This is a genomic window from Phenylobacterium conjunctum, assembly GCF_042679085.1.
GTDB classification, from domain to species: domain Bacteria; phylum Pseudomonadota; class Alphaproteobacteria; order Caulobacterales; family Caulobacteraceae; genus Phenylobacterium; species Phenylobacterium conjunctum.
Genome location: NZ_JBHTLQ010000007.1, coordinates 66539 through 92074, shown reverse-complemented (window position 1 = coordinate 92074; position 25536 = coordinate 66539). Strand labels below are relative to the sequence as shown.

Sequence of the window (25536 nt, the reverse complement as noted above, 5' to 3'; positions counted from 1 at the left end):
TCGCCTACAGATGCTCGATCAGGACGGAGCTCATCCGGTTGGCGACGTCCTCGAACCGGTCAGCCACCTTCTCCAGGTGCTCATAGATCTCGGCGCCGATGATGAAGCTGAGCGCGTCGTCCTTGGGCGTGGCCTTGAACAGGGTGGCGAGACCGGCGTCGTGCAGCTGGTCGCTCTCTTCCTCCAGCGTCGCGATCTGCTCGGACAGGGCGTTCAGCCGCGAGGAATTGGCGCGCAGGTTGCGCAGCATCGGGGTGGCCTCGGCCGTCAGGCCGGCCATGCGCACCACGATGTCGCCCAGGGCCTGCATGTCGGGTGCGAAGGTGCGCACCTCGTAGAGCGTGATCGCCTTGGCCGTCTTGTGCATCTGGTCGATGGCGTCATCCATCGAGCTGATCAGGGCGTGAATGTCGGACCGATCGAAGGGGGTGATGAAGCTGCGGCGCACCGCCAGCATCACCTCTCGGGCCACGCCGTCGGCGTCGTTCTCGTAACGCGCCACCGCATGGCAGGCCGCCGTCACGCCCTCGCCGCCCTTCAGCACGTCGCGCAGAGCCTCGGCCCCAAGGACCAGGGTCTTGGCGTGGGCCTCGAAGAGATCAAAGAACTTCTCTTCCTTGGGCATCAGGGCCTGAAGCCAGTTCAGCATGTCTAAGACTCGCAAGAGGAAATCAGCCTTGGCCTACGCCCGGTCGCGCGGTGTGTAAACGCCGTTCGATCACGGACGATTGTTCTCGCCCGCCCCGGAATCGGCCCCAGGCGCGGCGCCCCTCCCACACGCGCAACAGTGCTTCACCCCGCCCGGCGAACCACCAACGGCCAGCCGCCGCCGACCACCGCCGCAGCCAACGCCATGCCTAGCAGGGCCGCAGGCGGCGGCGCGATCCGGAACAGCTGCGCCAGGGCGGGAACGTACATCACCAGCGAGAGGATCACCGCCAGGGCCGCGCTGATCGCCCAGAAGATCCACCGGTGCCGCCCGAACAGCCGCCCGCCGCCAGACGCCGCATCGGCCAGGGCGAGCACCAGGTTGGATAGGGCCAGGGCCAGGAAGGCCGCCCCGCGCGCCTGGAGCTCGGAGGCCTGCTGCAGTCCGATCAGGTAGACCGCCAGCACCGCAGCCAGCACTCCAAGCCCCTGGACCATCGCCCGGCGCAGTTCGGCCGCTCCGAACAGGGCTTCCTCGCGCTTGCGGGGCGGGTGGCGCATGGCGTTGCGCCCGCTGGGCTCGCCCTCGAACACCAGGGCGCAGATCGGATCGATGGCCAGTTCCAGCAACATGACGTGCATCGGATAGAGCAGCGGCGGCAGGCCCAACAGCACCGGGGCTATGGCCAGCCCGGCCACGGGCACATGGATCGCCGTCACATAGGTCAGGGCGCGGCGCAGATTGGCGAAGATCCGCCGGCCCAGGCGCACACCCCCGACGATGGAGGCGAAGCTGTCGTCCAGCAGCACCAGGTCCGCGGCCTCCCGCGCCACGTCCGAGCCCCGCCGCCCCATGGCCACGCCGATGTGGGCGGCCTCCAGGGCTGGCGCGTCATTGACCCCGTCGCCGGTCATGACCACCACCTCGCCCCGCGCCTTCAGGGCCTGGACCAGGGCCAGCTTCTGCTCCGGCGCCACCCGCGCGAACACCCGCACGGTCGCGAGCCTGGCCGCCAGGGCCGAGGCGTCCAGTTGCGCCAGCTCGGCGCCCAACAGCACCCCGGCCTCGACCTCCAGCCCGGCCGCGCGCGCCACAGCCAGGGCCGTGGACGGATGATCCCCGGTGATCATCATCACCTGCACCCCCGCCGCCCGCGCCTCGGCGATCGCCGCCGGCGCATCCGCCCGCAGGGGATCTTCGAAGCCGATCAAGCCGGTGAAACGAAACGCGGCCGCGTCGGGCGCCTCGTCGGCCTGGGCCTCGCGGACACAAGCGCCCAGCACTCGCAGGCCCGCCTGGGCGAGGGCGCGCACCTCTTCCATCACCTGCTCAGCCTCGGCGGCGGGCAACCGGCAGAGGGCGATGATCGCCTCTGGGGCGCCCTTGGCCGCCAGCAGCACCCCGTCCGCCTGGCGCCAGGCCTGGATCACCGCCATGCGCTCGGCGGTCAGCGGCCAGACGCGGCTGGGCTCGGGGTCCAGGGCTGCGCGCCCCGAGGGTTTCGCCCCCTCCTGCAGGGCGCGGTCCATGGGGTCGCTGGGCCGGGGCGCGCTGGCCAGTCTGCCGATGGCCCACAGCTCGTTCGCGGACGCCTCCGGCCACAGCCGGGCGACGCGCATGCGGTTCTCGGTCAGGGTGCCGGTCTTGTCGACGCACAGCACCGTCGCCCCGCCCAGGGCCTCGATGGCCGCGTTGCGGCGCACCAGCACCCGCCGCCGCGCCAGCCGGCGCGCGCCCAGGGCCAGGAACACCGCCAGCACCATGGGGAACTCTTCGGGCACCAGGGCGATGGCCACCGTCAGCCCCGCCAGGCCGCCATCGATCCAGGCGCCGCGCACCAGCCCATAGGCCAGGGCGACCAGGGCGCAGAACGCCAGGGCCATCACGCCCAGCCACCCCACCAAACGCCCGGCGGTGCGCTGCAGGGGCGTCGGCTCCTCCGCCAGGCCCGCCAGCGAGGCGTCGATCTGGCCCAGGGACGTGGCCGCGCCAGTCCGTGTCACCCGCGCCAGGCCCTGGCCGCGCAGGGTCATGGTCCCCGCGAACAACTGGTCGGGCGCGGTCTCTCCGGCGGGCGCATCGCCCGGCTCGGCCCGGCGCTTGTCCACCAGGGCCGACTCCCCGGTCAGGATCGACTCATCGACCCCCAGCACGTCGTTGCTGACCAGCCGGCCGTCGGCGGGGATCCGCTCGCCCTCGGCGATCAGCACCAGGTCGCCGGGTACGATCTCACGGGCCGGGATGCGCTGGACCTCCCCGTCCCGCAGCACCCGCGCCGTCGGCTGGGACAGGTCCCTCAGCGCCGCCAGGGCCCGCTCGCTGCGCGCCTCCTGCGAGATGACCAGCCCCAAGGCCGCCGTCGCCCCCAGGCACAGGAAGATCCCTTCCCGCCAATCCCCCAGGAGCAGATAGAGCCCCGCCGCCGCCAGCAGCAGCAGGAACATCGGCTCGCGAAGGGTCTCCGCGATGATCCGCGCGAGCCCACGCCCGCGCCGGGCCGGCGCCGCATTCGGCCCAACCTCAGAAAGCCGCCGCGCGGCCTCAGCCGCGCTCAGGCCTTGTGCGTCGTTCTGGTCAGCCGCCGTCGTCATGACGGTGACGATGACGCCCGGACCGGCGTCTCGCTACGCGTGGGATCAAATCAGCGCACGAAACTAGCGCCGTTCACGTCGATCACCGCGCCGGTCATCGAGGCCGGGGCCTCCAGCGCCAGGTAGGCGGCGACGCTGGCCACCTCCGGCGGATCGGCGACGCGGCCGAGCGGGATGTCGGCCAACAGTTTGTCGCCGCCCCGGCTGGCCAGATAGTCCTCGGCCATGCCGGTCATCACAAAACCCGGACAGATGGCGAAGGCCAGGATCTGCTCGATCGCGAAGCCGCGGGCGATGGACTTGGTCATGCCGACCATGCCGGCCTTGGACGCCGCATAGTGCCAGTGGGCCGGGGAGTCGCCGCGATAGGCCGCCCGGCTGGCGATGTTGACGATCCGCCCGCCCTCGCCCCGCGCCCGGAAGTGCAGGATCGCCCGGCGGCACAGGTCGGCGCTGGCCTGCAGGTTAATCTGCATGGTCCGGCCCCAGCCGTCGGCCCAGGCCTGGTCATCAGCGTCCACCGCCACGGCCTCGAACACCCCGGCGTTGTTGATCAGCACGTCAATCCGGCCGTCCAGGGCCGTGAGCGCCTTGTCCCAAAGGACATCGGCCGCCCCAGGCTGCGACAGGTCCGCGCCGATCACCCCGTCTCCGTCCGTGCGGCCATGGCCGACCACGCGGGCGCCCTTGAGCGCCAGGGCCTCGATGATGGCGGCGCCGATGCCGCGGGTGGATCCGGTGACGAGGATGTTGGGGGCGTTGATCATGACCCTAGGTCCCTCCTGGCCGCGCGCGCGTCAACTGCGCTGGCTCGCCATCCAGATCGTGTGCCGCCCGCCGCGCTTGTGAATGCTGGCCCGCACGCTCAGCTCCTCCACCGCGAACCCCGCCCCGCGCAGGCGCTTGGTGAAGGCGGCGCTAGGGGCCGAGGACCAGACCGCCAGCACCCCGCCGGGGCGCAGGGCCGCCTTGGCCGCCGCCAGGCCCGCGCCATTGTAGATGCGATCATTGGCCGGCCGGCTGAGGCCCTCCGGCCCATTGTCCACGTCCAGCAGGATGGCGTCATAGGCGCCTGCCCGCGCCCGGATCAGCTCGCCCACATCGCCCAGGGCCACCGTGGTCCGGGGATCGTCCAGCCCGCCGGCGGTCAGCTCGGCCATCGGCCCCCTGGCCCAGTCGATCACCTCGGGCACGAGCTCGGCCACCGTCACCTGGCTCTTGGGGCCAAGCGCCGCCAGGGCCGCGCGCAGGGTGAAGCCCATGCCATAGCCGCCGACCAGCACGTGGCCTTCCGCCCCCACCCGTTCGATCGCCAGCTTGGCCAGCGCCTCCTCAGACCCGCTCAGGCGCGAGTTCATCAGCTCGATCCCGCCAGGCGCCATGATCGAGAACTCCTGGCCCCGCCGCATCAGCCCCAGCTCGCCGCCGCCGTCCGGCACGGTCGCCGTTCCCAGGTGCTCCCAGCGGATCACGCTTCAGGCTCCCAACCGGGCGGCGCCATCTCGAAGCCCGCAAATTCAAAACCCGGCACAACCACGCAGGCCACCAGGCTCCAGCCCTCGCCCGGCCCCTCGGCGGCCTGCCAGGCGCCGGCCGGAACCACCGCCTGGGGCGCATCGCCGGCCAGCACGTCGCCGCCCAGCCGGACCGTCGGCTCACCGCCGACCTTCAGGGTCAGCGGCCGCCCGCCCTGGAAGATCCACAGCTCGTCGGCGTCCACCCGGTGCCAATGAGACCGCTCTCCGGCCTTCAGCAGGAACAGGATCGAGGTCCCGCCTGCCCGCACGCCCGGCTCGGCCGACGCACGCCAGGTCTCGCGATACCAACCCCCCTCCGGGTGCGGCTGCAGGCCCAGCTTGGCGATGACCGCGTCCGCGGCGGCGTGCTCAGGATCGATGCGCATCGCCTCTTCTGGCGTCGCCATCCCCCCGCTGGCAAGGGGCGCCCGCCGGCCAAATCTCTACAGCTTGCCAGGGCCCCGGCCCCGCCTAAGCTCCAACGACTCTTGCGGAGACCAGTAGATGTTCAAACCCCTCGCCCTCGCCGCGGCCCTGCTCGCCGGCGCGGCCGCCCCGGCCCTGGCGCAAGCCCAGGTGCGCCCAGACCAGGCCGCCTTCCGTGCGCTCTACAAGGAGCTGGTGGAGACCAACACCACCCTGTCCTCGGGCAGCTGCACCCTGGCCGCCGAGCGCATGGCCGCCCACCTGAAGGCCGCCGGCTTCCCCGACAGCGACCTGCATTTCTTCAGTGTCCCTGAGCACCCCAAGGAAGGCGGCCTCGTCGCCGTCTATCCGGGCAAGGATCCCAAGGCCAAGGCGGTCCTGATGCTGGCCCACCTCGACGTGGTCGAGGCCAAGCGCGAGGACTGGACCCGCGATCCCTTCACCCTCATCGAGGAAGACGGCCAGTTCTACGCCCGCGGCGCCGGCGACGACAAAGCCCAGGCGGCCATCTGGGTCGACACCCTGGTCCGCTTCAAGACCGAGGGCTTCAAGCCCCGCCGCACCCTGAAGCTCGCCCTGACCTGCGGGGAAGAGACCAACGGCGCCTTCAACGGCGCGGAATACCTCGCCAAGAACAAGCGCGACCTGATCGACGCGGCCTTCGCGGTCAATGAGGGCGGCGGCGGCGCGCTCAGCCCCGACGGCAAGCCCCTGTTCCTGGGCATCCAGGTCGGCGAGAAGCTGTCGCAGAACTATACGCTCGAGGTCACCAACCCCGGCGGCCACTCCTCGCGCCCGCGGCCCGACAACGCGATCTATGATCTCGTCCACGCCCTGGCGGCCATCGAGGCCTACCGCTTCCCGGTCGCCTTCACCGACACCACCCGGGACTTCTTCAACCGCACCGCGGCCCAGCGCACGCCGGCCCTGCGCGACGCCCTCGCCACCCTGATGAAGGATCCCAACGACGCCGCCGCCCGCGCGGTCGCCGACAAGGACATCGACGTCCACTCGATCCTGCACACCAACTGCGTCGCCACCCAGCTGGACGCCGGCCACGCCACCAACGCCCTGCCCCAGCGCGCCCGTGCCAATGTGAACTGCCGCATCTTCCCCGGCACGTCCGCCGAGGCCGTACGCCAGACGCTCAGCGACGTGATCGGCAATCCCAAGGTCAGCGTCGCGATCCGCGAGGTGCGCAATGCGCCGGCCCCGCCGCCGCCGCTGGATCCCAAGGTGCTCGGCCCGGCCGAGAAGCTGGCCGCCGAGATGTTCCCCGGCCTCAGCCAGGTGCGGACCATGTCGGCCGGCGCCACCGACGGCGCCTTCCTCACCCCCGTCGGCATTCCGACCTACGGCATCTCGGGCATGTTCATCACCCCGGACGGCGGCGGCATGCACGGCCTGAACGAGCACATCGGGGTCAAGTCGCTCTATGACAGCCGCGACTACCTCTATCGCCTGATGAAGATCTACGGCGACCTCAAGGGCTGAGGAAACGGTCCGGGCGGAGTTGCTCCGCCCGGCCGAACCCGCCCCTACTTCCGCGTGGCGATCCAGTCGTCCACCCGCGCCTCCAGCACCGTCAGCGGCGTCGAGCCTGAGCCGACGATCAGGTCGTGGAAGCCCTTGATGTCGAACTTCGGCCCCAGGGCTTGTTCCGCCTTCTGGCGCAGGGCCACAATCTTGATCATGCCGATCTTGTAGCCCGTCGCCTGCCCCGGCAGGGTGATGTAGCGCCGCACTTCCGAGCGCGCCTGGTCGGCGGGCCGGCGGCCGGTCTTCATCATGTAGTCGACGGCCTGATCCTCGGTCCAACCCTTGGCGTGGATGCCGGTGTCGACCACCAGCCGCGCGGCCCGGAACAGCTCGGCGTCCAGCCGCATGAAGTCGGCGGCCACGTCCGGATAGACCCCCATCTCCTTGCACAGGGCCTCGGTATAGAGCGCCCAGCCCTCGCCATAGGCCACATAGCCATAGGCCTTGCGGAACTTCGGCGTGCCCGTCTGGCGCACCTGGATGTCGCCCTGCATCACGTGGCCCGGAACGCCCTCGTGGCACATCAGGTTGTAGAGATCGGCCGGGTCATCGGTCTTGCCCACCAGGTGCACATAGACGCGCCCCGGGCGCGCGCCGTCCGGGCTCGGTCCCGCGGCGTGCGCCGCCCCGCCGGCCACCTCGCTGAACGCCGGCTCGCGCACCACCTCGACCTTGTAGGCCGGCAACAGGCCGAACCAGTCCGGCAGCAGGGTGCGGGTCTTGGCGATGGCCGCGTTGGCCTTGGCCAGGTAGTCGGCGCGCAGGGCGTCGGTCCAGTCCGTGGGCGGATAAAGCTTGGCCCGCTCCGCATAGAAGGCCTCGCGGTCGGCGAACCCGGCCTGGCGGGCCAGCGCATCCTGCGCCGCCTCGATCCGCGCCACTTCCTTCAGGCCCGTCTGGTGCACCTCCTCCGGCGTCATGTCGGTGGTGGTGTTGATCTTCAGGATGGCCGCGTACCAGTCCGCCCCGCCCAGCAGGGAGATGGCCCCGGTCCGGCCGCTGGGCGCGGTCGGCAGCTCGGCTTGCGCCCAGGCGATCACCCGCCCATAGGCCGGCGACAGCTCCAGGATCGCGGCCTTGGCGTCGGCCAGCATCGCGTCGGCCTCGGCCTGCGTCGCCCCGCCCGAGGCCTGCAGCTTGGCCACCTTGGCCTTGGCGTCGGCCCACAGCGGCGAGTCCGCCCCGTCCCCGAACGGCGCGCCGTAGGTCAGGGTCTTCGACCCCGAAATCACCCGCTCGATCTCGAACTTCGGCGCCCGGATCCCTTCGGCGCTCGCGGCCTTGGACTGGGCGATCGCCGTATCCAGCACCCCCGGCATGGCCTTCAGCCGCGCCACATAGGCGGCCATGTCGGCCTTGTCCCGCACCACATGGGTGTTGATCAGGAAGTTCGGCAGCTCGGAATGCACCGAGTACAGGAACGAATAGAACGGCGGCTGATAGCGCCGGAACTTGTAGGTCGTCTCCGCGCGGGCGAGCTCAAGGGCCCAGATGTCGTAGTTGGCCTGCATCATCGGCGAGAGCTTCGCCCGATCAAACCCGGCCTTCATCTTCGCCACGCTGGCCCGGCGCCACTCCAGGCGTTTCAGGAGCCCGGCGTCGCTGATGTCATCCAGCTTGTCCTCGCCCAGCTTCAGGCCCAGCCGGGTGGCCAGCTGCGGCCGCATCGCCAGCTCCTCGTCGAACTGCGCGTCCAGAAACGCCAGCAGCCGCGCGTCCTCGGACGTCGCCGGCGCGACCACCGCCGGAGCCGGAGCCGCTTGCGCCAGCGCCCCAACCGGAACGCCCACCATCAACGCGGCCAGGGCCGCAGCGGAGAAAAATCGATGACGCATCAAACCCTCACAAAAAGCCGCGGCGACCCTAACGTCACACTGTGACGTGGCAAGCGTGGCTGTGCGGGATTGAGCGTGTAGCCAAAGAATGCCCCAGCCCCGCTCACCCAAAACCCCATCATCCTCCGGTCTTTGCGTCAGCAAGGATCCGGGGGACCCAAGCTGATGTTCAGGCCGTCCCATGGGTCCCCCGGATCGCCCTGCGGGCGCCCGGAGGATGACGTGGGGTGGAGGTTTAGCGCCCTACTGCTCGCGTACTGAGCGGACGCCGCACCGCCGCGCCCCCTCTCCCCACCCCATGGGGAGAGGGGACAAGGTCACCCCCGCCGCATCGCCCGGATCGCCTGGATCTGGCCGCGTTCTTCCAGCTCCAGGGCCGTCTCGAAGCTGGTCGCCTCGAGCGTGCCGTCAAAGGTCCGCTTGGAGATCCGCAGGGCGTCCGGCGCGGCCTTCAGGAGGTCGGCCGCGATCGCCTCGCCCTCGGCCGCCAGTTGATCGTCGGGGACCAGGCGGGAGACGAGGCCGCGGGCCAGGGCTTCCTCGGCCTTCATCGGCCGGCCGGTGAGCAGCATGTCGCGGGCCACGGCCTGGCCCAGCAGGCGCTGCAGGCGCCAGCTGGCCGCCAGCTCCGAGCCGGACAGGCCGATCTTGATGAAGGCCGGGTGGAAGGCGGCGGTCTCGCCGGCCACGATGATGTCGCTGGCCAGCACGATGGCCAGGCCGCCGCCGGCCGCCGCGCCCTGAACCAGGGTGACGATGGGCTGCGGGCAGGCGCGCATGGCCTTCAGGAGGTCGCGCAGGGTCCAGTCGCCATTGGGGCCGTCGCGCAGGGCGTCGGGCTGGCCGCCGGCCTTCAGGTCCGCGCCGGAGCAGAAGGCGCGGCCGGCGGCGGCCAGGACGATCAGGCGGCATTCGGTGTCGCGACGGCGCGCCTCGAAATAGGCCAGGAGGGCGTCGGTCAGCGGCTGGTTCAGCGCGTTCAGCCGCTCGGGCCGGTTCAGGGTCACATAGTCGACGGCGTCGCGGCGCTCGACGGTGAGGATCTCGGTCATCTGGGCCTCCCTGGCTTGTTCACTGTTGATTGGATCAGGCGCCGCAACGGCGCCCAAACGAAAAACGCCGCCCCGGTTGGAGCGGCGTTTCGAAATCTCGTCCGGTGGAGCGGGCCTTAGAGGCCGTTCTTCACCTGGTCGCGGGCGACGGCGAGCAGCTCGTCCATCTTCATCCGCACTTCGCCTTCGCTGACGGCGACGCCCGAGCCCTTGAGGTCTTCGAAGACCTTGCGCAGCACGTCATCATCGCCCGGCAGTTCGAAGTCGGACTTCACCACCGCCTTGGCGTACTCGTCGATGTTGTCGCCTTGCAGACCCATGAGCCCGGCGGCCCATTGGCCCAGCAGCTTGTTGCGCCGCGCCCCCGCCTTGAACTCTTGTTCCTGGTCCAGCGCGAACTTGTTCTCGAAGCCACGTTCGCGATTGTCGAAGGTCGTCATGTCGGTCCCAGATGGTGTCGGTCGCGGGTTCTGTATCCCTGGACGGGTCGGGCCGCAATCGAAAGCGGCGCTTCATCCACCAGTTTGGGTGCAGGGGCGGGCGTTGCAAGGGGGCGGCCTGGGGGCGGCTGTTTGCCGAACGGCGTCCGGTCCGCTAGAATCCTTCCGCCTCGTTTGAGCGAGAGGTCGAGTCGCGATCGTCGCGCTGTTGGGTCCAACGGCGCGCGTTTTTGTTTCCGGCGCCGGCCAAGCCCTCGCTGCGTGGAGAAGGCATGAATGACCACCCGCCGCAAGAAGATCTATGAAGGCAAGGCCAAGATCCTCTACGAAGGGCCCGAACCCGGAACACTGATCCAGTACTTCAAGGACGACACGTCAGCCTTCAACGAGACTAAGAAGGCCGTGCTGGAGGGCAAGGGCGTCATCAATAATCGCATCAGCGAATACTTTATGACGCGCCTCAATTCGATTGGGGTTCAGAACCACTTCATCAAGCGCCTAAATCTGCGCGAGCAGCTGATCCGCGAGGTCGAGATCATTCCGCTGCAGGTGGTTTGCCGCAACGTCGCCGCGGGCTCTTTGTCGCAGCGCCTGGGCCTGCCGGAGGGCCAGGCCCTGCCGCGCTCGATCATCGAGTTCTACCTGAAGGACGACAAGCTGTCGGATCCGATGGTCACCGAAGAGCACATCACCGCCTTCAACTGGGCCTCGACCCAGGAGATCGACGACATGATGGCGCTCACCCTGCGCATCAACGACTTCCTGAACGGCGCGTTCGGCGCGGTCGGGATCAGCCTGATCGACTTCAAGGTCGAGTTCGGCCGGCTGTGGGAAGGCGACTACGCCCGCGTCATGCTGGCCGACGAGATCAGCCCGGACAGCTGCCGCCTCTGGGACGCCCAGACCAACGAGAAGATGGACAAGGACCGCTTCCGGCGCGACCTGGGCGATGTCATCGAGAACTACACCGAAGTCGCCCGGCGGCTCGGGGTGATGAAGGAAATGCCGACCGTGATCCAAGGAGGCCTGCACTAGTGCGCGCGAAAGTCCATGTGTTCCTCAAGCCCGGCGTCCTCGACGTCCAGGGCAAGGCTGTCGAGAACGCCCTGCACGGCCTGGGTTGGTCCGGCGTGGAAGGCGTGCGGGTCGGCAAGACCATCGAGTTCGACCTGAAGGCGTCGGACGCCGCGGCCGCCGAGGCCGAGGTCAAGCAGATGTGCGAGAAGCTGCTCGCCAACACCGTGATCGAAAGCTACCGGGTGGAGCTGGCGTGAGGCCTGCGGGGCTCGTCCTTGGCGGCGCCCTGCTCCTGACGTCCGCCTGCGCGCCGGAGCCGGTCGAGGCGCCCGCGCCGGCCGCGCTCGTGCTCGACTGCGCCCAGGGCTTCGACGTCCTGTCGGCGAAGATCGCCGCCGAGCCAGGGCTCACCCGCGCCACCGCGCCCGGCGAGCCCTATCGCTACTACAACGCCGCCGACGGCCATGTGTCCTATGTGGTCACCGAGCCCGGCGGCGCCGGCCATCCGGCCATTGTCCGCCAGACCGCGACGCCCGCGGGCATGGTCGAGGATGGCTGTCCCTATGGCGACAAGTCCGGATACGACGAGTTGGTCGCCTACCTGCGCAGCCTCGCCAAGGTGCGCGGCCAATGAGCGGCTTCCACCTGGCCCAGTTCAACGTCGCCACCCTGCGCCATCCTCTCGAGGCGCCGGAGAGCACCGGCTTCCGCGAGGCGTTGGACCACATCAATGCGCTGGCCGAGGCCAGTCCGGGCTTCGTCTGGCGCGCCAAGGGCGAAGGCTTCGACAGCGCCCTGCCCGCCGAAGGCCAGGATCCGAACTACCTGTTGAACCTGTCGGTCTGGGAGAGCGCCGAGGCTCTGGCGGCCTTCGTCTATCGCACCGATCATCGCGACTATGTCCGCGACCGCGCGCAGTGGTTTCTGCCCAGCGTCGGGCCCTCCTTCGTGCTATGGTGGATCCCTGCCGGCGAGCTCCCTGATGGGGTCGAGGGCGCCCGACGCCTGAAGCTGCTTGCGGAGCTGGGCTCGACGTCCGAGGCCTTCGATTTCCGCAGCCGTTTCCCCGCCCCCGATCTGGCCTTTTCCGCCGACGCCAATTAAGGAGCCGCCCCATGAAAGCCGCCGTCATCGTCTTCCCGGGCTCCAACTGCGACCGCGACTGCCAGGTCGCCATCGAGCGCTCCACGGGCGCCAAGGTGGAGATGGTCTGGCACGCCGAAACGGCCCTGCCCTCCGGCCTCGACCTGATCGTGCTGCCCGGCGGCTTCTCCTACGGCGACTACCTGCGCTGCGGCGCCATGGCGGCGCTCTCGCCGGTGATGGCGGAAGTGAAGACCGCGGCCGAGCGCGGCGTCGCCACCGTCGGGATCTGCAACGGCTTCCAGGTGCTGTGCGAGACGGGCCTCCTGCCCGGCGCCCTGCTCCGCAACGAGAAGCTCAAGTACGTCTGCAAGCCGGTCGCGCTGGAAGTCACCAACGCCCAGACCCGCTTCACCGCCGGCTATGGCGGCCGCCGCGAGGTGACCATGACGGTCGGCAATGGCGAGGGAAACTTCTTCGCCGAGCCCGAAACCCTGGCCCGCATCGAGGGCGAGGGCCAGGTGGTGTTCCGCTATCTGGAAAACCCCAACGGCTCGGTCGACAACATCGCCGGCATCATCAACGCCAAGGGCAATGTGCTCGGCCTGATGCCCCACCCGGACCGCGCCTTCGAGCCGGAACTGGGCTCCGCCGACGGCGCCATCCTGTTCCAGAGCGCGCTCGCCAGCGCCTAGTCTGGCTCGGCCGCGGCAAGCAGGAAGCTCAGCACCTCGGCCACGGCCACGTACAGCCGCTCCGGAATCTCCGTCTCCAGCTCCAGGGTCGAAAGCGCCTGGGCGAGTGGCGGGTTGTAGGTCATCGGCACGCCGTGGGCCTGGGCCACGGCGATGATCTTGTCCCCGGTCAGCCCCGCGCCGGAGGCCACGACCTTGGGCGCGCCGGGGGCGTCGTATTTCAGGGCCACGGCGACCCGGCGATGGGCGGCCTGGTCGGTCATAGCACCTGGTCCACCAGCTTGCCCGCCGTCGGCGACGGCGCGGCGGGGGTTCCGTGATAGACGGCCACATCGGCCGGCAGGCTGGCCGCCGCCAGGCTAGCGTTCAGGCTCTCGGCGCGTGTCCGCAGGCGCTCGGCGCCGTCCGCGGACTGGGCCCAGAGCGCCACGCCCAGATGGCCGTGGGCCAGGGTCAGGTGGGCCTCTACCGGCCCAACCGGCGGAATGTCCAGCGAGAAGCGGGTCCGCCAGATGGCGCCCTCCTCCCGGTCGCGGCCGGTCCCGCGGCCTTCGCGGCGGATCTCGAACTGCACCATGGCCGCGCCCTGCTGGGTCGCCACCGGCGCCTCGAACACCCAGCGCGTGACCTCTCCGGCCTCTGACAGGTCGTGCGGCGACGGCAGCGAGGCGATCTGCAACAACTCGGTGCGGGCGATGGCGGCGTCAGTCTCGTCGGCCAGCTGGCGCAGCACCGCCGGGATCTCGGCATCGTGGCTAAGGCTGGAGGCCGCCGGACGCTGGGGCGTGGTCGGCCCGCCGCGATAGGGCGGCGGCGGCCGCTGCGCGGTGGGCTTGCCCGGCGTGCGAACCGAGTCCCTCGGCAGCCCCTGGGTCAGGGCCTGGCGCAGGACCAGCAAGGCGGCCTTCAGGTCCACCCCGATGGGCGAGGCCTGGGGCTCGGCGGCGATCTTGGCCTCCAGCAGCAGGCCTGAATTGGACAAGGCCTTCATGACGTCCCTGGCCTCGACCTCGGGCCCCATGGGCGCCAGCTGCATCATCACCTGGGCGGCGGCGGCGCGGGCGGCCGGCGGCAGGGGCTTGCGGCCCAGGGCCTGGCGCAGGTCGGCGATCAGCGGCCCCAGTCCATCCTGGCGGGCCGCGGCGTCCTGGGCCGCGAGCTGGGTCGCGGAGGCCGGGGTTGCGGGGGTCTGGGGCTTGTCGGCGTCAGGGACGCGGCGAGGCCCGTAGATGGGGCCGGCGCGCTCGATCTCCTGGATGCGCGCGATCTCGTTCGCCGGAGACCTGATCGCCCCGGCGATCGCCGTGGCCAACGGTGCGCCCGCTGGCCCTCTGATCGGCGAGAGCGCCACTCGCAAACCCCATCGGTTTGAGCCTAGGCGCACTTTAGAGACGCCTTGGTAAACGGCGCGTTAAGAATTGTTACCGTGGGGCGCCGTGGCTAGGGTCTGACCTCTGCTGTTCGAGGAGTCGCATGTCCCTGCCCCGCACCCTGAAGGTCGCCGCCGCTCTGGCCGCCCTGGCCGTCGCCGCCCCCGCCCTGGCGCAAACATCCCCGATGACCCCGGACATCCCGGCAGCCTTCAAGCCGGTGCAGGCGAACGCGAACTACGAGAAGCGCGAAGTGATGATCCCCATGCGCGATGGGGTGAAGCTCTACACCGTCATCGTGCTGCCCAAGGGGGTGAAGGACGCCCCGATCATCCTGACCCGCACGCCCTACAACGCCCGCAAACGCGCCGAGCGCGACGTCTCCCCCAACATGCTCGCCACCCTGTCCCAGGGCGATGAGGTGTTCGTCCAGGACGGCGGCTACATCCGGGTCTTCCAGGATATCCGCGGCAAGTACGGCTCCGAGGGCGACTACGTCATGACGCGGCCGCCGCGGGGGCCGCTGAACGCCACGGGGATCGACCACTCCACCGACGCCTACGACACCATCGACTGGCTGGTGAAGAACGTGGCCGAGACCAATGGCCGGGTCGGCATGATCGGCTCGTCCTACGAGGGCTTCACAGTGCTGATGGCCCTGCTGGATCCGCACCCGGCCTTAAAGGCCGCTGTGCCGATGAGCCCGATGGTCGACGGCTGGAAGGGCGACGACTGGTTCCACAACGGCGCGTTCCGCCAGACCAACTTCGACTACATGCACCGCCAGACGGTGCAGAAGGGCGCCGGCGACGCCGTGCCGCGCACAGTCCACGATGACTATGACGGCTTCCTGCGCGCGGGGTCGGCCGGCGACTACGCCAAGGCCAACGGCCTCGATCAGCTGCCCTTCTGGCGGAAGATCTCCGAGCATCCGGCCTGGGACAGCTTCTGGCAGGAGCAAGCGCTCGACCTCCTGCTGGCCAAGACGCCGCTGAAGGTCCCGACCATGATTGTCGGCTCCCTGTGGGACCAGGAGGACATCTACGGCGCCATCCACACCTATGAGGCGATGGAGCCCAAGGACACCGCCAACGACAAGCTCTCCATCGTGCTGGGCCCGTGGCGGCATTCGGGCGTCAACTACGATGGCTCCAGCCTGGGCGCGCTGAAGTTCTCCGGCGACACCGCCACCGAGTTCCGCACCCAGGTGATGAAGCCCTTCCTGGACGCCCAGCTGAAGACGGCCGCGCCCAAGGCCGACACCCCGCCGGTGCTGATCTACGAGACCGGCATGAACCGCTGGAGCCGGATGGACCGTTATCCGCTCGCCTGCGCCAAGGGCTGCTCGACCGCCTCCAAGCCGCTCTACCTCCAGGCCGGCGGCAGGCTGAGCTTCACCGCGCCGACCGGCCCGGCCGGCTTTGAAGAGTACGTCGCCGATCCGAACAAGCCCGTCCCCTACCTGCCCCGGCCGGTGGTGTTCGCCGATGGCGACGCCTGGAAGCGCTGGCTGGTGACCGACCAGCGGTTCGTGGACGGCCGTCCCGATGTGCTGACCTTCGTCTCTGAGCCCTTGACTGCGCCGATGCGGATTGCGGGCGCGCCGGTCGTGAACCTGTTCGCGTCGACAACCGGCACGGACAGCGACTGGGTGGTGAAGCTGATCGATGTCTATCCGGACGAGGTCCCGTCCTATCCGGAGATGGGCGGCTTCCAGCTGGGCGTCGGCATCGACATCTTCCGCGGCCGTTACCGCGAGAGCCTGGAGAAGCCGACCGCCATCGCGGCGGGCAAGACCCTGGCCTACCGGTTCGACCTGCCGCCGGCCAACCACGTCTTCCTGCCCGGACACCGGATCATGGTGCAGGTGCAGTCGAGCCTGTTCCCGCTCTACGACCGCAATCCACAGACCTTCGTCTCCAACCCCTTCTTCGCCAAGCCCGGCGACTACAAGAAGGCGACCCAGCGGATCTGGACCGGCGGCGCCACGGCCAGCTCGATCGAACTGCCGATCGTCCCGGCGCTCTGACAGCTTGACAGTTGGTTTCACACCCGTAATCTCCAGCCGAGATTACGGGTGTAAGAAATGCATATCACCGAGGCCGAAAGTCGGATCATGGAGGCGCTGTGGCGCCGTGAGCCGCTGACGACCGACGAGATCATCGCCGAGGTCGGCCCCGCCAATGGCTGGGGCGACGCCACGGTGAAGACCCTGATCAACCGCCTCCTGAAGAAGAAGGCGTTGAAATCCCAGAAGTTCGATGGCCGCCACGGCTATGCGCCGCTGATCGCCCGCGCCGACTATGTCCAGGCCGAGAGCCAGAATCTGCTGGACCGACTGTTCGACGGCGAACTCGCCCCTCTGGTCGCCCATTTCGCCAAGTCACGGGCCCTGAAGCCCGCCGAAGTCGCCCGCCTCAAGAAGCTGATCGCGGAGTTCGAAGACGATGATGGCTGAACTCCTCGCCAATCTGATCTGGGCCAATCTCGCAGCCAGCACGGCGATCCTGGCGGTGCTGATCCTGCGGCTGCCGGCGCGTCGGCTGTTCGGCGCCCAGCTCGCCTATGCCCTGTGGGCGCTCGTGCCCCTGGCCTTCTGCGCTGGCCTGGTCCCGCCCCGGAACTCGCAGAGCGCTCTCGCCGCCCCCCTGGGCGAACGGGTCCTGACCGCGGACCTGGCCCCGGACGTCCTGCAGGGCGTGGCCCTGGCCTGGGCCGTGGGCGCCGGCGTGGTGGTCGCCCTGATCCTGCTGGCCCAGCTGCGCTTTCTGGCGCGCGCCCGTCTGGGCCAGGCCGGGCCGGCCGTGGTCGGGGTCATCGCTCCGCGACTGGTGACCCCGGCGGACTTCGAGGCCAGCTTCACCGCAGCCGAGCGCGAGCTGATCCGCGCCCACGAACGCGCCCATATCGAGCGCAACGATCCCAAGGCCAATGCGGCGGCCGCGGCGCTGATGGCGATCTGCTGGTTCAATCCGCTGGTTCACCTGGCCGCCGCCGTCATGCGGCTGGACCAGGAGCTGGCCTGTGACGCCACGGTGATGGCGACGCGGTCCGGGGCGCGGAAGACCTATGCCGGCGCCCTGCTGAAGGCCGGCCTGAATGGCGGCGCAGCGCCGCTCGGCTGCCACTGGCTCAGCGCCCGCCATCCGCTGGAGACCCGCATCGGCATGCTCGCCGCCCCGGCCCCGTCCGATGACCGTCTGACCCTCGGCGCCTGGGGCGCGGCCCTGCTGGTGCTGACCGCGACCTGGTCTACCTGGGCCGCAAAACCGCCGGCGCCTGCCCCGATCTCCTTCGAGCAAAGGGTCTATGACAGCCTGGTCACTGAGCAGCTGCCCGGCGGCGCCGTCATGATCCGCCTGAGCTCAGCCGAGGTCGCGGCCCTGCCGCGCCCAGGGCGCTAAGGCCAGCGCCATGGTCAACCTGGTCGTCTGGCTCCTAGTCGCGGCGGGCGTCGGCAGCTTTTTGCTCGCCGGGTTCATGCTGATCCTCAGATAGAAGCCGTTTCCGGCGAGCGCCCTATCGCCCTTGCGCGCGAGTCCGGGTAGAAGCCCCGCCATGAGCGCCAAGCCTGAAAAGACCCTGGCCGAAACGGCCGCCGAGTTCGGCCTGAAGCCCGAGGAATTCGACCTCATCGTCCGCCGCCTGAACCGCGAGCCCAATCTCGTGGAGCTCGGCGTGTTCTCGGTGATGTGGTCCGAGCACTGTTCCTACAAGTCCTCGAAGAAGCACCTGTCCACCTTCCCGACCTCTGGGCCCAAGGTCATCTGCGGCCCGGGCGAGAACGCCGGCGTCATCGACATCGGCGATGGCCAGGCCTGCATCTTCAAGATGGAGTCGCACAACCACCCCTCCTACATCGAGCCCTATCAGGGCGCGGCGACGGGCGTGGGCGGCATCATGCGCGATGTCTTCACCATGGGCGCGCGGCCGGTGGCCCTGCTGAACGCCCTGCGGTTCGGCGATCCCAGCCATCCCAAGACCAAGCGCCTGGTGTCCGGCGTGGTGTCGGGGATCGGCGGCTACGGCAACTGCGTGGGCGTGCCCACCGTGGCTGGCGAGACCAACTTCCACCGCGGCTATGACGGCAACATCCTGGTCAACGCCATGTGCGTGGGCCTGGCCGACGCGGACAAGATCTTCTACTCGGCCGCCCCGGCGCCGGGCCTGCCCGTGGTCTATTTCGGCTCCAAGACGGGCCGAGACGGCATCCATGGCGCGACCATGGCCAGCCAGGAGTTCGACGACGCCTCCGAAGAAAAGCGCCCGACCGTCCAGGTCGGCGACCCCTTCGCCGAGAAGCTGCTGATCGAAGCCACCCTTGAGCTGATGGCCTCGGGCGCCGTCGCCGCCATCCAGGACATGGGCGCCGCGGGCCTCACCTCCTCGTCGGTGGAAATGGCCGGCAAGGGCGGCGTGGGCATCGAGCTCAACCTCGACGCCGTGCCCCAGCGCGAAGAGGGCATGAGCGCCTACGAGATGATGCTGTCGGAAAGCCAGGAGCGCATGCTGGCGATCCTGAAGCCGGGCCGCGAGGCCGACGGCCACCGCATCTTCGAGAAGTGGGGCCTGGACGCCGCCGTCATCGGCAAGACCACCGAGACCGGCCATCTGGTTCTGAAGCACAAGGGCGAGACCGTCTGCGACGTGCCGCTCGCCCCGCTGTTCGACGACGCCCCGCTCTATGACCGCCCCTGGGTCCCGACCGCGGCCCAGCCGCGCCTGGGCGCCGCCGAGGTCGCCGCCCCGGCCGACTACGCCGAAGCGGTGCTGAAGCTGATGAGCTGCCCGGACATGGCTTCCAAGCGCTGGCTGTGGGAGCAGTACGACCGCCACGTCATGGCCGACACGCTTGAGGACTCCGCCACCGGCGCTGACGCCGGCGTGGTCCGGGTGCACGGCACGCGCAAGGCGCTGGCCGTCACCTCCGACTGCACCCCGCGCTATGTCCAGAACAACCCCTACGAAGGCGGCAAGCAGGCCGTGGCCGAGGCCTGGCGCAACCTGACCGCCGTGGGCGCGACGCCTATCGCCATCACCGACAACCTGAACTTCGGCAATCCCGAGCGCCCCGAGATCATGGGCCAGATCGTCAAGGCGATCGAGGGCATGGCCGAGGCCTGCCGCGAGCTCGACTTCCCCGTCGTGAGCGGCAATGTCAGCCTCTACAATGAGACCAACGGCGCGGCCATTCCGCCGACCCCGACCGTCGGCGCCGTTGGCCTGATCGCCGACTACGCCAAGCGCGCTGACTTCAGCGGGCTGAAGGCCGGTCAGGCCCTGGTGCTGGTGGGCGAGACCCGCGGCGACATGGGCGCGTCCATCTATCTGCGCGAGCTGATGGGCCGCGAGGACGGCGCCCCGCCGCCGGTGGACCTGGCGGTCGAGAAGCGCAATGGCGACTTCGTGCGATCTCTCATTGATTCGGGCCAAGCCCTTGTCGTGCATGATCTTTCGGACGGCGGCCTCATCGCCGCCGCCGCCGATGTGGCGCTGGCCTCGAACACCGGCCTGACCCTGAAGCTCGATGGGTCGCTCGCTCCCCACGCCGCCCTGTTCGGCGAGGACCAGGCCCGTTACCTGATCGCCGTGGACGACGCCCCGTCGGTGCTCCTCGCCGCTCAGAAAGCGGGGGTCCCCGCCGTTGTTGTGGGTCAGGCGGGCGGCGAGGCGCTGGCGGCGGAGGGCCTGTTCAGCCTGCCGCTCGCGACCCTGCGTTCCGCCCACGAGGGCTGGATGCCGGGCTTCATGGAATAGGCGAGATCAGATCTCGGCTACGTGATCCGGCAGGGCGTTGACCGCGCCATCATCGGGAAACGCGCCCTGAAGTTCCGCGCCGCATAGCGCGATGGCCAGGACGAGGCCCTCGGCGAGTCCCTGGTCGCGCACCGTTTGCACGGCGCGGTCGGCGACTGTGGCCCAGGCGCCGGGCCGAACCGCGGCGTCGATGATCGGATTGGCCAGGATCTCAAGCTGACGGTCGCTTTCCGAGACGAAGATCAGCACAGCCGGCTGGCCAGGCTTCACCAGGGTCAAGGCCCCGACAAAGTGAGCGTGCGCCGCGCGACGAACCCGGGCGCGCACCGCCGTGCGGCCCGTCAGCACCCGACGCACCGACGGCAGACCGGCCACCCAGCGGACCAGGGCGAAGACCGCCGCCTGGGTCGCGACATAGGCGGCGAGCCACCCGATCAGAGCTGAACCCGCGGTCCAGCGCATAGCCATCGCCGCCGCGCTCTCCAGCGGCAATCCGGCGGCCATCAGCAGGGGCGGCACGAGCAAGGCGGCGGCCGCCGCCCAGCCGATGGGGACGTCGCGATAGTCCGACACCGCGTCGGCCACGACGCACATGATCTCGCCGGAGGTCTTGGCCTCGGCCGCAGCGACCGCGGCGGCGAGGCGCTGGTGATCTACAGAACTCAACATGATCACCAGCTCCCGGAGGCGCCGCCGCCCCCACCGAATGTCCCGCCACCGCCGGAGAAACCGCCGCCGCCGCCGCCAAAGGATCCGCCGCCGGCCGAAACCGTCCCGCTGCTGGAGGGGGTGTAGGACGGGGCCTCGTCGGAGGTGGTCCTGCTGAACACCCGATGCGAGCCGCCACGGTCGCGATTGAAGAACCAGTTCGCCAGCATGGCCCCCGCCGCGCCCGCGCCGAGCGGCCCAGCAAGGTTGAGCAGGGGCGAGAAGCCATAGCCGCGTTGGGGGGAGAGCCCTTGTTGCATAGCGCCCTGGGGAAGCCCCTGTGGCGTCGCGCCCGAAGGATCTGGGGCTGCGCCCGCCTCCCCTCGCGGACGGAAGGCGAGACCGATCAGCCCCACCAGGACGCGGAGGACACCGACCACGACCTTATAGATCACAAAGAAGATCAGGCAGATGACCACCAGCGCGAACAGGGAGCTCATATTGTCGCTCTTCACAGACGCCGGGGTCGGCGTCGCGACGGGCACGGCGGCCGGCGCCAGGGTTTGAGGGGGCGCCATAGCCGCCGAGGGGGCCGGCGCCGCATTGGCGTCCAGCCGCTCAATGATCGCTTCGGCGCCATCGCTCACGCCCTTCGCCAGCTGGCCCTTGCGGAACTGGGGCAGGATCGCATCCTGGATAATGGCCTGGGAGGTCGTGTGATCCAGTACCGTCTCCAGGCCGGAGCCGGGCTCGATCCGGACCTTCCGCTCATTGGGAGCGATGACCAGCAGCACGCCGTTGTTCTTGCCGATCTGGCCCAGCCGCCAGCTTTTGCCCAGGCCCAGGCTGTACTCTTCGATGGAGACGCCCTGAAGCGAAGGCACTGTGATGATGACGAACTGATCCGTCGTGCGACCTTCAAGGGCTTGGGACTGGGCCGCCAGAGCATCTTCGACGCTGGTGGGAAGAACGCCGGCGCCGTCAATCACCCGGCCGGTCAGGGCCGGATAGACGGGGGCCGCCGCGACGGGGCTCCAGAACAACAGCAGGCCGACAGCGAGGCTGAGGATGCGCGACAGCCCGGGCTTGATCCCAAAGTCCATGCATCTCCCCCCGAAAAGCTCTAGCGAGACCGCGTCGTGGTCACGAACAATGGCCCCCCATCGGAGCGCCATCAGGCGACCCGACGCAAAATCACAGCTTTCAGTTTAGCCAGTGACGGCACAATGCCTACGGCTATTTCGCCAGCCCAGGGCGAACAATCCGACGCGAGCTCCGCATCCGCCGCTACGCCTGGGCGTATATGGACTAACGCTCCCCAAGCTCCGGATATCGTAATGCGCGCCGCCTTCGCCCACCTGCTGATCGCCCCCCTGGCCGCCTGCGCCAGCGCGCCGGCGCCCAACAGCGGCTTCCTGACCCGCTATGACCAGATGGCCGCCCGCACGGACACGGTGCGCGCCAGCATCCGGGAGCGCCAGGACGCCCCGGCCCTGGCCCAGGTGCGCAAGGTGGCCGTCGCGCCGACCGTCTATGCGACGGGCGCGACCCTAGACTGGATGACCGAGGCGGAACGCAAGGCCCTGGCCCGCGAGGTCGACGCCCAACTCTGTTTCGAACTCAGCAAGCGCTACGAGCTTGCGCCGCAGGGGGCGGCCGAGGCCCACAAGGTCCGCGCCGCCATCGCCGGGGTCGAGCCCACGGGACGCTTCGCCTCGGCGGCCTCGGCGGCGGCCAGCTTCTTCATCCCCGGCCCCCTGGGCGTGCGGGCGCCGGGGACCACCGGAGCCCTGGCCGTGGAGGCCGAGATGCTGGCGCCGGCCGGCGAGCAGATCGCCGCGATCAGCTGGCGGCGAACCGCTAAGCCGGTGGGCACGGACGATCCCTCCCTGTCGCGCATCGGCGACGCCCTGCAGTTCGCCGAGCCCTTCGCCGACGCCGCGGCCCGGACCATGACGGCCAAGGACCACAAGTCGCGCAAGATCGGCGAGCCGGACCCCTGCGCGGAGTTTGGCGCGCGTCTCCGTCCCGAAGGCTTCCTGGCCAAGTTCGCCACCGGCCTCTACGTGCCGGACCTCAGCGGGGCGAAGAAGGACTAGGCGTCGGTCGCCTTGCGCAGCAACTCCAGGGCGGCGGCGGCGAAGGCGTCCATATTGGCCAGACGGTCGCTTTCGCCGGTCTCGAGAGTCGTCGCGAACTCCAGGGGACCGGAGATGGCGATGCAGGTATGGCCGGCGGCGTCGCCGTAAGGGTTGCCGGTCGGGCCGGCCGCGCCGGTTTCTGAAATCCCCCAGGTCGCTCCGAAGCGCTCGCGCACGGTTCGCGCCAACAACAGGGCGTAGGGCTCGCTGGCCGAGCGCATGCCGGCGACCGCCTCACGCGGCAGCTCCAGCAGGCTGAACCTGGCCTTGGCGGTGTAGATCACCCCGCCGCCCAGATAGTAGGCCGAGGCCCCGCCCATGCCGAGCAGGGCCGCCGAGATCAGGCCGCCCGAGGAGCTCTCGGCCACGGCCACGGTCTCACCCCGGCGCTTCAGGGATAGGCCGACGGTCTCGCCGAGCTGGATCAGAAGCGGTTTCATGGGCGGCTCTCCTCGTCGAGGCGGTAGATACGGCGGGCGGTGTCGCGGAACAGCAGGCGTTTCTCGTCCGCCGAGGCCCCGGCGGCGATGCGCTTCAACGCGTTCCACAGGGTCGCATAGCTGCACGAGACCCCATCAACCGGATAGTTGGATTCGAACATCCCGCGCGTGGGGCCAAAGGCCTCGATACAGGTCTCGATCCAGGGCCGCCAGGCGTCGGCCAGCTCCGCCGAGCTCGGCAGCACCTCGCGGTGATGGAAGCCGAAGCCGCAGGTGGCCATCCCCAGACCGCCCAGCTTGACCACCACATTGGGCTCGCGGGCCAGGTCCTGGATGTCGCGTTTCCAGGTGGCGAACACCTCGTCGAGCCGCCCGGCATAGGGGCCGATGCCCAGGGGGCCGCCCACATGGTCGAGGATGATCGTGATCTCGGGGAAGGCGCGGGCCAGGTCCGTCACCTCGGACAGCTGGGGGTGGAACTGCCAGGCGTCAAAGGACAGGCCATGGTCCTTCAGCCTGGCGAACCCGGCGCGAAAGGCCGGGCTGGCGTAGAGCCCCTGCGGCGGATGGGTGTGGGCCTCGCGGATGTCGGGGCTGGCGTCCCAGGCGCCGGCGTGGCGGATGCCCCGGAAGCGGCCATTGCCGGCCCGCACATGGGCGGCCAGGGCGGCGTCCACATCCGCCCCCGCCAGGTCGGCGCGACCGACAATGCCGGCGCAGGCCCGGGTCTCGCCATAGCGGCCCGAGGCGCTCATCGCCGCCACGCCGTTCACGAACTCGGTCTCGCCCACGAAGGCTTGCTGCGGGGGAACGCCGGCTCGGTAGAACGCCGTGCACTCGACGAAGACCGTGCTCTCGATCCGATGGCCGGAGCCTGTGTCGGCCAACAGTTCGTCCAGCAGATAGCGCGCGTTCGGAAAGTCCCAGAGGTGATGGTGCGGGTCGCAGATCGGCAGGTCGGGATCGAGGATTTCCTCGGGCTCGGACGTCGGCAAGGGCGCTCTCCCTACGGCATGGTTTTGCTTGGCTTGGGCCGTATTCGGCGCGCATGATGCCCGCCAATTTCAACGACCGCTATTTTCGGGAGGATTTTTTCATGGACGCCCAATCCCAATGGACGGGCCTCGACGCCGCGCGGCTCGAGCGCATCGATGACCATCTGCAGCGCAACTATATCGGCCCGCAGAAGATCGCCGGCTGCCAGGTGCTGGTCTCGCGCCGCGGCCATCAGGCCTATCTGAAGTCCTTCGGCAGCATGGATGTCGAGCGCGGCAAGGCCATGCGCGACGACGCCATCTTCCGCATCTATTCGATGACCAAGCCGATCACCTCGGTCGCGCTGATGATGCTGTTCGAGCGCGGCTACTTCCAGCTCAACGATCCGGTCAGCCGCTATGTGCCCTCCTGGAAGAACCACCGCGTCTGGGTCTCCGGCGAAGGCGAGGCCATGGTCACCGAGGCCCCGCGCCGGCCGGTCACCTTCCGCGACGTGCTCTGCCACACCGCCGGTCTGACCTATGGCGGCGGCCTGCCGGGCGTCGGCGTCCAGCACCCCATCGACCTGATTTATCGCGGCCTGAAGATCCGCAGCGCCGGCAGCACCGACACCATGATGGAGTTCATGGACAAGCTGTCCCAGGTGCCGCTGCGCTATCATCCCGGCGAACAGTGGATGTACTCGCTCGCCACCGACGTGTGCGGCGCCCTGGTCGAGATCATCTCCGGCAAGCCCCTGGCCCAGTTCTTCGAAGAAGAGATCTTCCAGCCGCTCGGCATGGTCGACACGGCCTTCCAGGTCGCCCCGGACAAGCTCGACCGCTTCTGCGCCAACTATCAGCGCGGACCGGACAAGAAGCTGAAGCTCATCGACGATCCGGCCACCAGCCAGTTCACCAAGGAGCCCGGCTTCAAGTCCGGGGGCGGCGGCCTGACCGGGACCATCGCCGACTATGGCCGGTTCTGCGAGATGCTGCGCCGGGGCGGGGAACTGGACGGCCACCGGATCCTGGGGCCGCGCACCCTTGAGATCATGCACATGAACCACCTGGCGGGGGGCAAGGACCTGACCCAGATGGCCCTGGGCTCGTTCTCGGAAACCGCCAACGAAGGCGTGGGCTTCGGCCTGGGCTTCGCCTCGACCATGAGCCAGGTGGCGACCGGGTCGCTCGGAACTGGCGACTACTATTGGGGCGGCGCGGCCTCGACCATCTTCTGGGTCGATCCCAAGGAGGACCTGTTCCTGGTGTTCATGACCCAGCTGATGCCGTCGGGGACCTTCAACTTCCGCGGCCAGCTGAAGAGCCTGGTCTATTCGGCCATCATCGACTGAAGCGGCG

Annotated in this window: 26 protein-coding genes; 12 read left to right on the top strand and 14 right to left on the bottom strand. The window is 69.5% G+C overall.

Annotation, left to right across the window (positions count from 1 at the left end):
- Nucleotides 1-4: 4 nt before the first annotated feature.
- The 5 genes from ACFQ27_RS04915 to ACFQ27_RS04895 all read right to left on the bottom strand — a co-directional run bounded on the left by ACFQ27_RS04915 (nt 5) and on the right by ACFQ27_RS04895 (nt 5143).
- Nucleotides 5-649, bottom strand: a complete 645-nt coding sequence (locus tag ACFQ27_RS04915; protein WP_377352817.1) for a DUF47 domain-containing protein — start codon at nt 647-649, stop codon at nt 5-7.
- Between the two features lie 143 nt (nt 650-792).
- Entirely contained in the window at nt 793-3240 is a 2448-nt protein-coding gene (locus ACFQ27_RS04910) for a cation-translocating P-type ATPase (protein WP_377352816.1), read from the bottom strand.
- A gap of 50 nt (nt 3241-3290) precedes the next feature.
- Nucleotides 3291-4007, bottom strand: a complete 717-nt coding sequence (locus ACFQ27_RS04905) for an SDR family NAD(P)-dependent oxidoreductase (RefSeq protein ID WP_377352815.1) — start codon at nt 4005-4007, stop codon at nt 3291-3293.
- 30 nt (nt 4008-4037) lie between these two features.
- A complete protein-coding gene (locus tag ACFQ27_RS04900) occupies nt 4038-4712 on the bottom strand; it encodes a spermine/spermidine synthase domain-containing protein (protein WP_377352814.1) in 675 nt (224 codons plus the stop codon).
- Complete coding sequence (locus ACFQ27_RS04895; protein ID WP_377352812.1) at nt 4709-5143, bottom strand: cupin domain-containing protein; 435 nt, start codon at nt 5141-5143, stop codon at nt 4709-4711. Before ACFQ27_RS04895 ends, ACFQ27_RS04900 begins: the two co-directional genes overlap by 4 nt.
- Before the next feature lie 118 nt (nt 5144-5261).
- On the opposite strand from ACFQ27_RS04895, the gene ACFQ27_RS04890 reads away from it, so the two are divergent.
- On the top strand, nt 5262-6677 hold the full coding sequence (locus tag ACFQ27_RS04890) for a M20/M25/M40 family metallo-hydrolase (RefSeq protein WP_377352811.1): 1416 nt from the start codon (nt 5262-5264) through the stop codon (nt 6675-6677).
- Between the two features lie 44 nt (nt 6678-6721).
- On the opposite strand, the gene ACFQ27_RS04885 is transcribed toward ACFQ27_RS04890, so the two are convergent.
- From ACFQ27_RS04885 to ACFQ27_RS04875, 3 genes are all read right to left on the bottom strand, one after another.
- Entirely contained in the window at nt 6722-8557 is a 1836-nt protein-coding gene (locus tag ACFQ27_RS04885) for a DUF885 domain-containing protein (RefSeq protein WP_377352810.1), read from the bottom strand.
- 317 nt (nt 8558-8874) lie between these two features.
- The gene (locus ACFQ27_RS04880) at nt 8875-9609 is read right to left on the bottom strand and encodes an enoyl-CoA hydratase/isomerase family protein (RefSeq protein WP_374345117.1); all 735 of its coding nucleotides are present in this window, start codon (nt 9607-9609) and stop codon (nt 8875-8877) included.
- A gap of 116 nt (nt 9610-9725) precedes the next feature.
- A complete protein-coding gene (locus ACFQ27_RS04875; protein ID WP_377352809.1) occupies nt 9726-10049 on the bottom strand; it encodes a DUF1476 domain-containing protein in 324 nt (107 codons plus the stop codon).
- A 276-nt stretch (nt 10050-10325) separates the two neighbouring features.
- Between ACFQ27_RS04875 and purC the strand changes: the two genes are divergently transcribed.
- Genes purC through purQ form a run of 5 tightly spaced genes read left to right on the top strand, consistent with a single transcriptional unit; the run spans nt 10326 to nt 12844 of the window.
- Nucleotides 10326-11084 (top strand): phosphoribosylaminoimidazolesuccinocarboxamide synthase, encoded by a 759-nt coding sequence (gene purC / locus ACFQ27_RS04870; RefSeq protein WP_374345119.1) that lies wholly within the window; start codon nt 10326-10328, stop codon nt 11082-11084.
- The gene (gene purS / locus ACFQ27_RS04865; RefSeq protein ID WP_374345120.1) at nt 11084-11323 is read left to right on the top strand and encodes a phosphoribosylformylglycinamidine synthase subunit PurS; all 240 of its coding nucleotides are present in this window, start codon (nt 11084-11086) and stop codon (nt 11321-11323) included. The genes purC and purS overlap by 1 nt, the downstream gene beginning before the upstream one ends.
- Nucleotides 11320-11700 (top strand): hypothetical protein, encoded by a 381-nt coding sequence (locus ACFQ27_RS04860; protein ID WP_374345121.1) that lies wholly within the window; start codon nt 11320-11322, stop codon nt 11698-11700. The genes purS and ACFQ27_RS04860 overlap by 4 nt, the downstream gene beginning before the upstream one ends.
- Entirely contained in the window at nt 11697-12170 is a 474-nt protein-coding gene (locus tag ACFQ27_RS04855) for a DUF3291 domain-containing protein (RefSeq protein WP_374345122.1), read from the top strand. Before ACFQ27_RS04860 ends, ACFQ27_RS04855 begins: the two co-directional genes overlap by 4 nt.
- A gap of 11 nt (nt 12171-12181) precedes the next feature.
- Entirely contained in the window at nt 12182-12844 is a 663-nt protein-coding gene (purQ, locus tag ACFQ27_RS04850) for a phosphoribosylformylglycinamidine synthase subunit PurQ (RefSeq protein ID WP_374345123.1), read from the top strand.
- On the opposite strand, the gene ACFQ27_RS04845 is transcribed toward purQ, so the two are convergent.
- Both ACFQ27_RS04845 and fliK read right to left on the bottom strand, forming a co-directional pair.
- Complete coding sequence (locus ACFQ27_RS04845) at nt 12841-13107, bottom strand: EscU/YscU/HrcU family type III secretion system export apparatus switch protein (protein ID WP_374345124.1); 267 nt, start codon at nt 13105-13107, stop codon at nt 12841-12843. The two genes, purQ and ACFQ27_RS04845, sit on opposite strands and share 4 nt — an antisense overlap.
- Nucleotides 13104-14156, bottom strand: coding sequence for a flagellar hook-length control protein FliK (fliK, locus tag ACFQ27_RS04840; protein WP_377352807.1), 1053 nt, complete (start codon nt 14154-14156; stop codon nt 13104-13106). The genes ACFQ27_RS04845 and fliK overlap by 4 nt, the downstream gene beginning before the upstream one ends.
- Before the next feature lie 161 nt (nt 14157-14317).
- Here fliK and ACFQ27_RS04835 point away from each other — a divergent pair, with 161 nt between their 5' ends.
- The 4 genes from ACFQ27_RS04835 to purL all read left to right on the top strand — a co-directional run bounded on the left by ACFQ27_RS04835 (nt 14318) and on the right by purL (nt 19971).
- Nucleotides 14318-16243, top strand: a complete 1926-nt coding sequence (locus tag ACFQ27_RS04835) for a CocE/NonD family hydrolase (protein ID WP_377352806.1) — start codon at nt 14318-14320, stop codon at nt 16241-16243.
- Nucleotides 16244-16300: 57 nt separating this feature from the next.
- Complete coding sequence (locus ACFQ27_RS04830) at nt 16301-16672, top strand: BlaI/MecI/CopY family transcriptional regulator (protein WP_374345127.1); 372 nt, start codon at nt 16301-16303, stop codon at nt 16670-16672.
- Entirely contained in the window at nt 16665-17618 is a 954-nt protein-coding gene (locus tag ACFQ27_RS04825; protein ID WP_377352804.1) for a M56 family metallopeptidase, read from the top strand. The genes ACFQ27_RS04830 and ACFQ27_RS04825 overlap by 8 nt, the downstream gene beginning before the upstream one ends.
- Before the next feature lie 154 nt (nt 17619-17772).
- Nucleotides 17773-19971 carry a phosphoribosylformylglycinamidine synthase subunit PurL gene (gene purL, locus ACFQ27_RS04820; protein WP_377352802.1) on the top strand — a complete coding sequence of 733 codons (2199 nt, stop codon included), beginning with the start codon at nt 17773-17775 and terminating at the stop codon, nt 19969-19971.
- A gap of 6 nt (nt 19972-19977) precedes the next feature.
- Here the strand turns inward: purL and ACFQ27_RS04815 are convergent, their stop codons facing one another.
- The gene (locus ACFQ27_RS04815; protein WP_377352800.1) at nt 19978-20640 is read right to left on the bottom strand and encodes a TPM domain-containing protein; all 663 of its coding nucleotides are present in this window, start codon (nt 20638-20640) and stop codon (nt 19978-19980) included.
- Between the two features lie 2 nt (nt 20641-20642).
- A complete protein-coding gene (locus ACFQ27_RS04810; protein WP_374345131.1) occupies nt 20643-21722 on the bottom strand; it encodes a TPM domain-containing protein in 1080 nt (359 codons plus the stop codon).
- 234 nt (nt 21723-21956) lie between these two features.
- Between ACFQ27_RS04810 and ACFQ27_RS04805 the strand changes: the two genes are divergently transcribed.
- The gene (locus tag ACFQ27_RS04805) at nt 21957-22718 is read left to right on the top strand and encodes a DUF3313 domain-containing protein (protein ID WP_377352799.1); all 762 of its coding nucleotides are present in this window, start codon (nt 21957-21959) and stop codon (nt 22716-22718) included.
- On the opposite strand, the gene ACFQ27_RS04800 is transcribed toward ACFQ27_RS04805, so the two are convergent.
- Both ACFQ27_RS04800 and ACFQ27_RS04795 read right to left on the bottom strand, forming a co-directional pair.
- Nucleotides 22715-23200, bottom strand: coding sequence for a CinA family protein (locus ACFQ27_RS04800; protein WP_377352798.1), 486 nt, complete (start codon nt 23198-23200; stop codon nt 22715-22717). The two genes, ACFQ27_RS04805 and ACFQ27_RS04800, sit on opposite strands and share 4 nt — an antisense overlap.
- On the bottom strand, nt 23197-24195 hold the full coding sequence (locus ACFQ27_RS04795) for an amidohydrolase family protein (protein ID WP_377352797.1): 999 nt from the start codon (nt 24193-24195) through the stop codon (nt 23197-23199). Before ACFQ27_RS04795 ends, ACFQ27_RS04800 begins: the two co-directional genes overlap by 4 nt.
- Before the next feature lie 101 nt (nt 24196-24296).
- On the opposite strand from ACFQ27_RS04795, the gene ACFQ27_RS04790 reads away from it, so the two are divergent.
- Complete coding sequence (locus ACFQ27_RS04790; protein ID WP_374345135.1) at nt 24297-25529, top strand: serine hydrolase domain-containing protein; 1233 nt, start codon at nt 24297-24299, stop codon at nt 25527-25529.
- Nucleotides 25530-25536 lie beyond the last annotated feature (7 nt).

Excerpts from the sequence above, each read along its gene's own strand:
- purQ (WP_374345123.1), top strand. The coding sequence starts at position 12,182 with ATGAAAGCCGCCGTCATCGTCTTCCCGGGCTCCAACTGCGACCGCGAC.
- ACFQ27_RS04810 (WP_374345131.1), bottom strand. The coding sequence starts at position 21,722 with ATGGACTTTGGGATCAAGCCCGGGCTGTCGCGCATCCTCAGCCTCGCT.
- ACFQ27_RS04890 (WP_377352811.1), top strand. The coding sequence starts at position 5,262 with ATGTTCAAACCCCTCGCCCTCGCCGCGGCCCTGCTCGCCGGCGCGGCC.
- ACFQ27_RS04875 (WP_377352809.1), bottom strand. The coding sequence starts at position 10,049 with ATGACGACCTTCGACAATCGCGAACGTGGCTTCGAGAACAAGTTCGCG.
- ACFQ27_RS04915 (WP_377352817.1), bottom strand. The coding sequence starts at position 649 with ATGCTGAACTGGCTTCAGGCCCTGATGCCCAAGGAAGAGAAGTTCTTT.
- ACFQ27_RS04885 (WP_377352810.1), bottom strand. The coding sequence starts at position 8,557 with ATGCGTCATCGATTTTTCTCCGCTGCGGCCCTGGCCGCGTTGATGGTG.
- ACFQ27_RS04910 (WP_377352816.1), bottom strand. The coding sequence starts at position 3,240 with ATGACGACGGCGGCTGACCAGAACGACGCACAAGGCCTGAGCGCGGCT.
- ACFQ27_RS04805 (WP_377352799.1), top strand. The coding sequence starts at position 21,957 with ATGCGCGCCGCCTTCGCCCACCTGCTGATCGCCCCCCTGGCCGCCTGC.
- ACFQ27_RS04835 (WP_377352806.1), top strand. The coding sequence starts at position 14,318 with ATGTCCCTGCCCCGCACCCTGAAGGTCGCCGCCGCTCTGGCCGCCCTG.
- ACFQ27_RS04830 (WP_374345127.1), top strand. The coding sequence starts at position 16,301 with ATGCATATCACCGAGGCCGAAAGTCGGATCATGGAGGCGCTGTGGCGC.
- purL (WP_377352802.1), top strand. The coding sequence starts at position 17,773 with ATGAGCGCCAAGCCTGAAAAGACCCTGGCCGAAACGGCCGCCGAGTTC.
- ACFQ27_RS04905 (WP_377352815.1), bottom strand. The coding sequence starts at position 4,007 with ATGATCAACGCCCCCAACATCCTCGTCACCGGATCCACCCGCGGCATC.
- purC (WP_374345119.1), top strand. The coding sequence starts at position 10,326 with ATGACCACCCGCCGCAAGAAGATCTATGAAGGCAAGGCCAAGATCCTC.
- ACFQ27_RS04825 (WP_377352804.1), top strand. The coding sequence starts at position 16,665 with ATGGCTGAACTCCTCGCCAATCTGATCTGGGCCAATCTCGCAGCCAGC.
- ACFQ27_RS04790 (WP_374345135.1), top strand. The coding sequence starts at position 24,297 with ATGGACGCCCAATCCCAATGGACGGGCCTCGACGCCGCGCGGCTCGAG.
- ACFQ27_RS04880 (WP_374345117.1), bottom strand. The coding sequence starts at position 9,609 with ATGACCGAGATCCTCACCGTCGAGCGCCGCGACGCCGTCGACTATGTG.
- ACFQ27_RS04845 (WP_374345124.1), bottom strand. The coding sequence starts at position 13,107 with ATGACCGACCAGGCCGCCCATCGCCGGGTCGCCGTGGCCCTGAAATAC.
- ACFQ27_RS04855 (WP_374345122.1), top strand. The coding sequence starts at position 11,697 with ATGAGCGGCTTCCACCTGGCCCAGTTCAACGTCGCCACCCTGCGCCAT.
- ACFQ27_RS04800 (WP_377352798.1), bottom strand. The coding sequence starts at position 23,200 with ATGAAACCGCTTCTGATCCAGCTCGGCGAGACCGTCGGCCTATCCCTG.
- ACFQ27_RS04895 (WP_377352812.1), bottom strand. The coding sequence starts at position 5,143 with ATGCGCATCGATCCTGAGCACGCCGCCGCGGACGCGGTCATCGCCAAG.
- ACFQ27_RS04815 (WP_377352800.1), bottom strand. The coding sequence starts at position 20,640 with ATGTTGAGTTCTGTAGATCACCAGCGCCTCGCCGCCGCGGTCGCTGCG.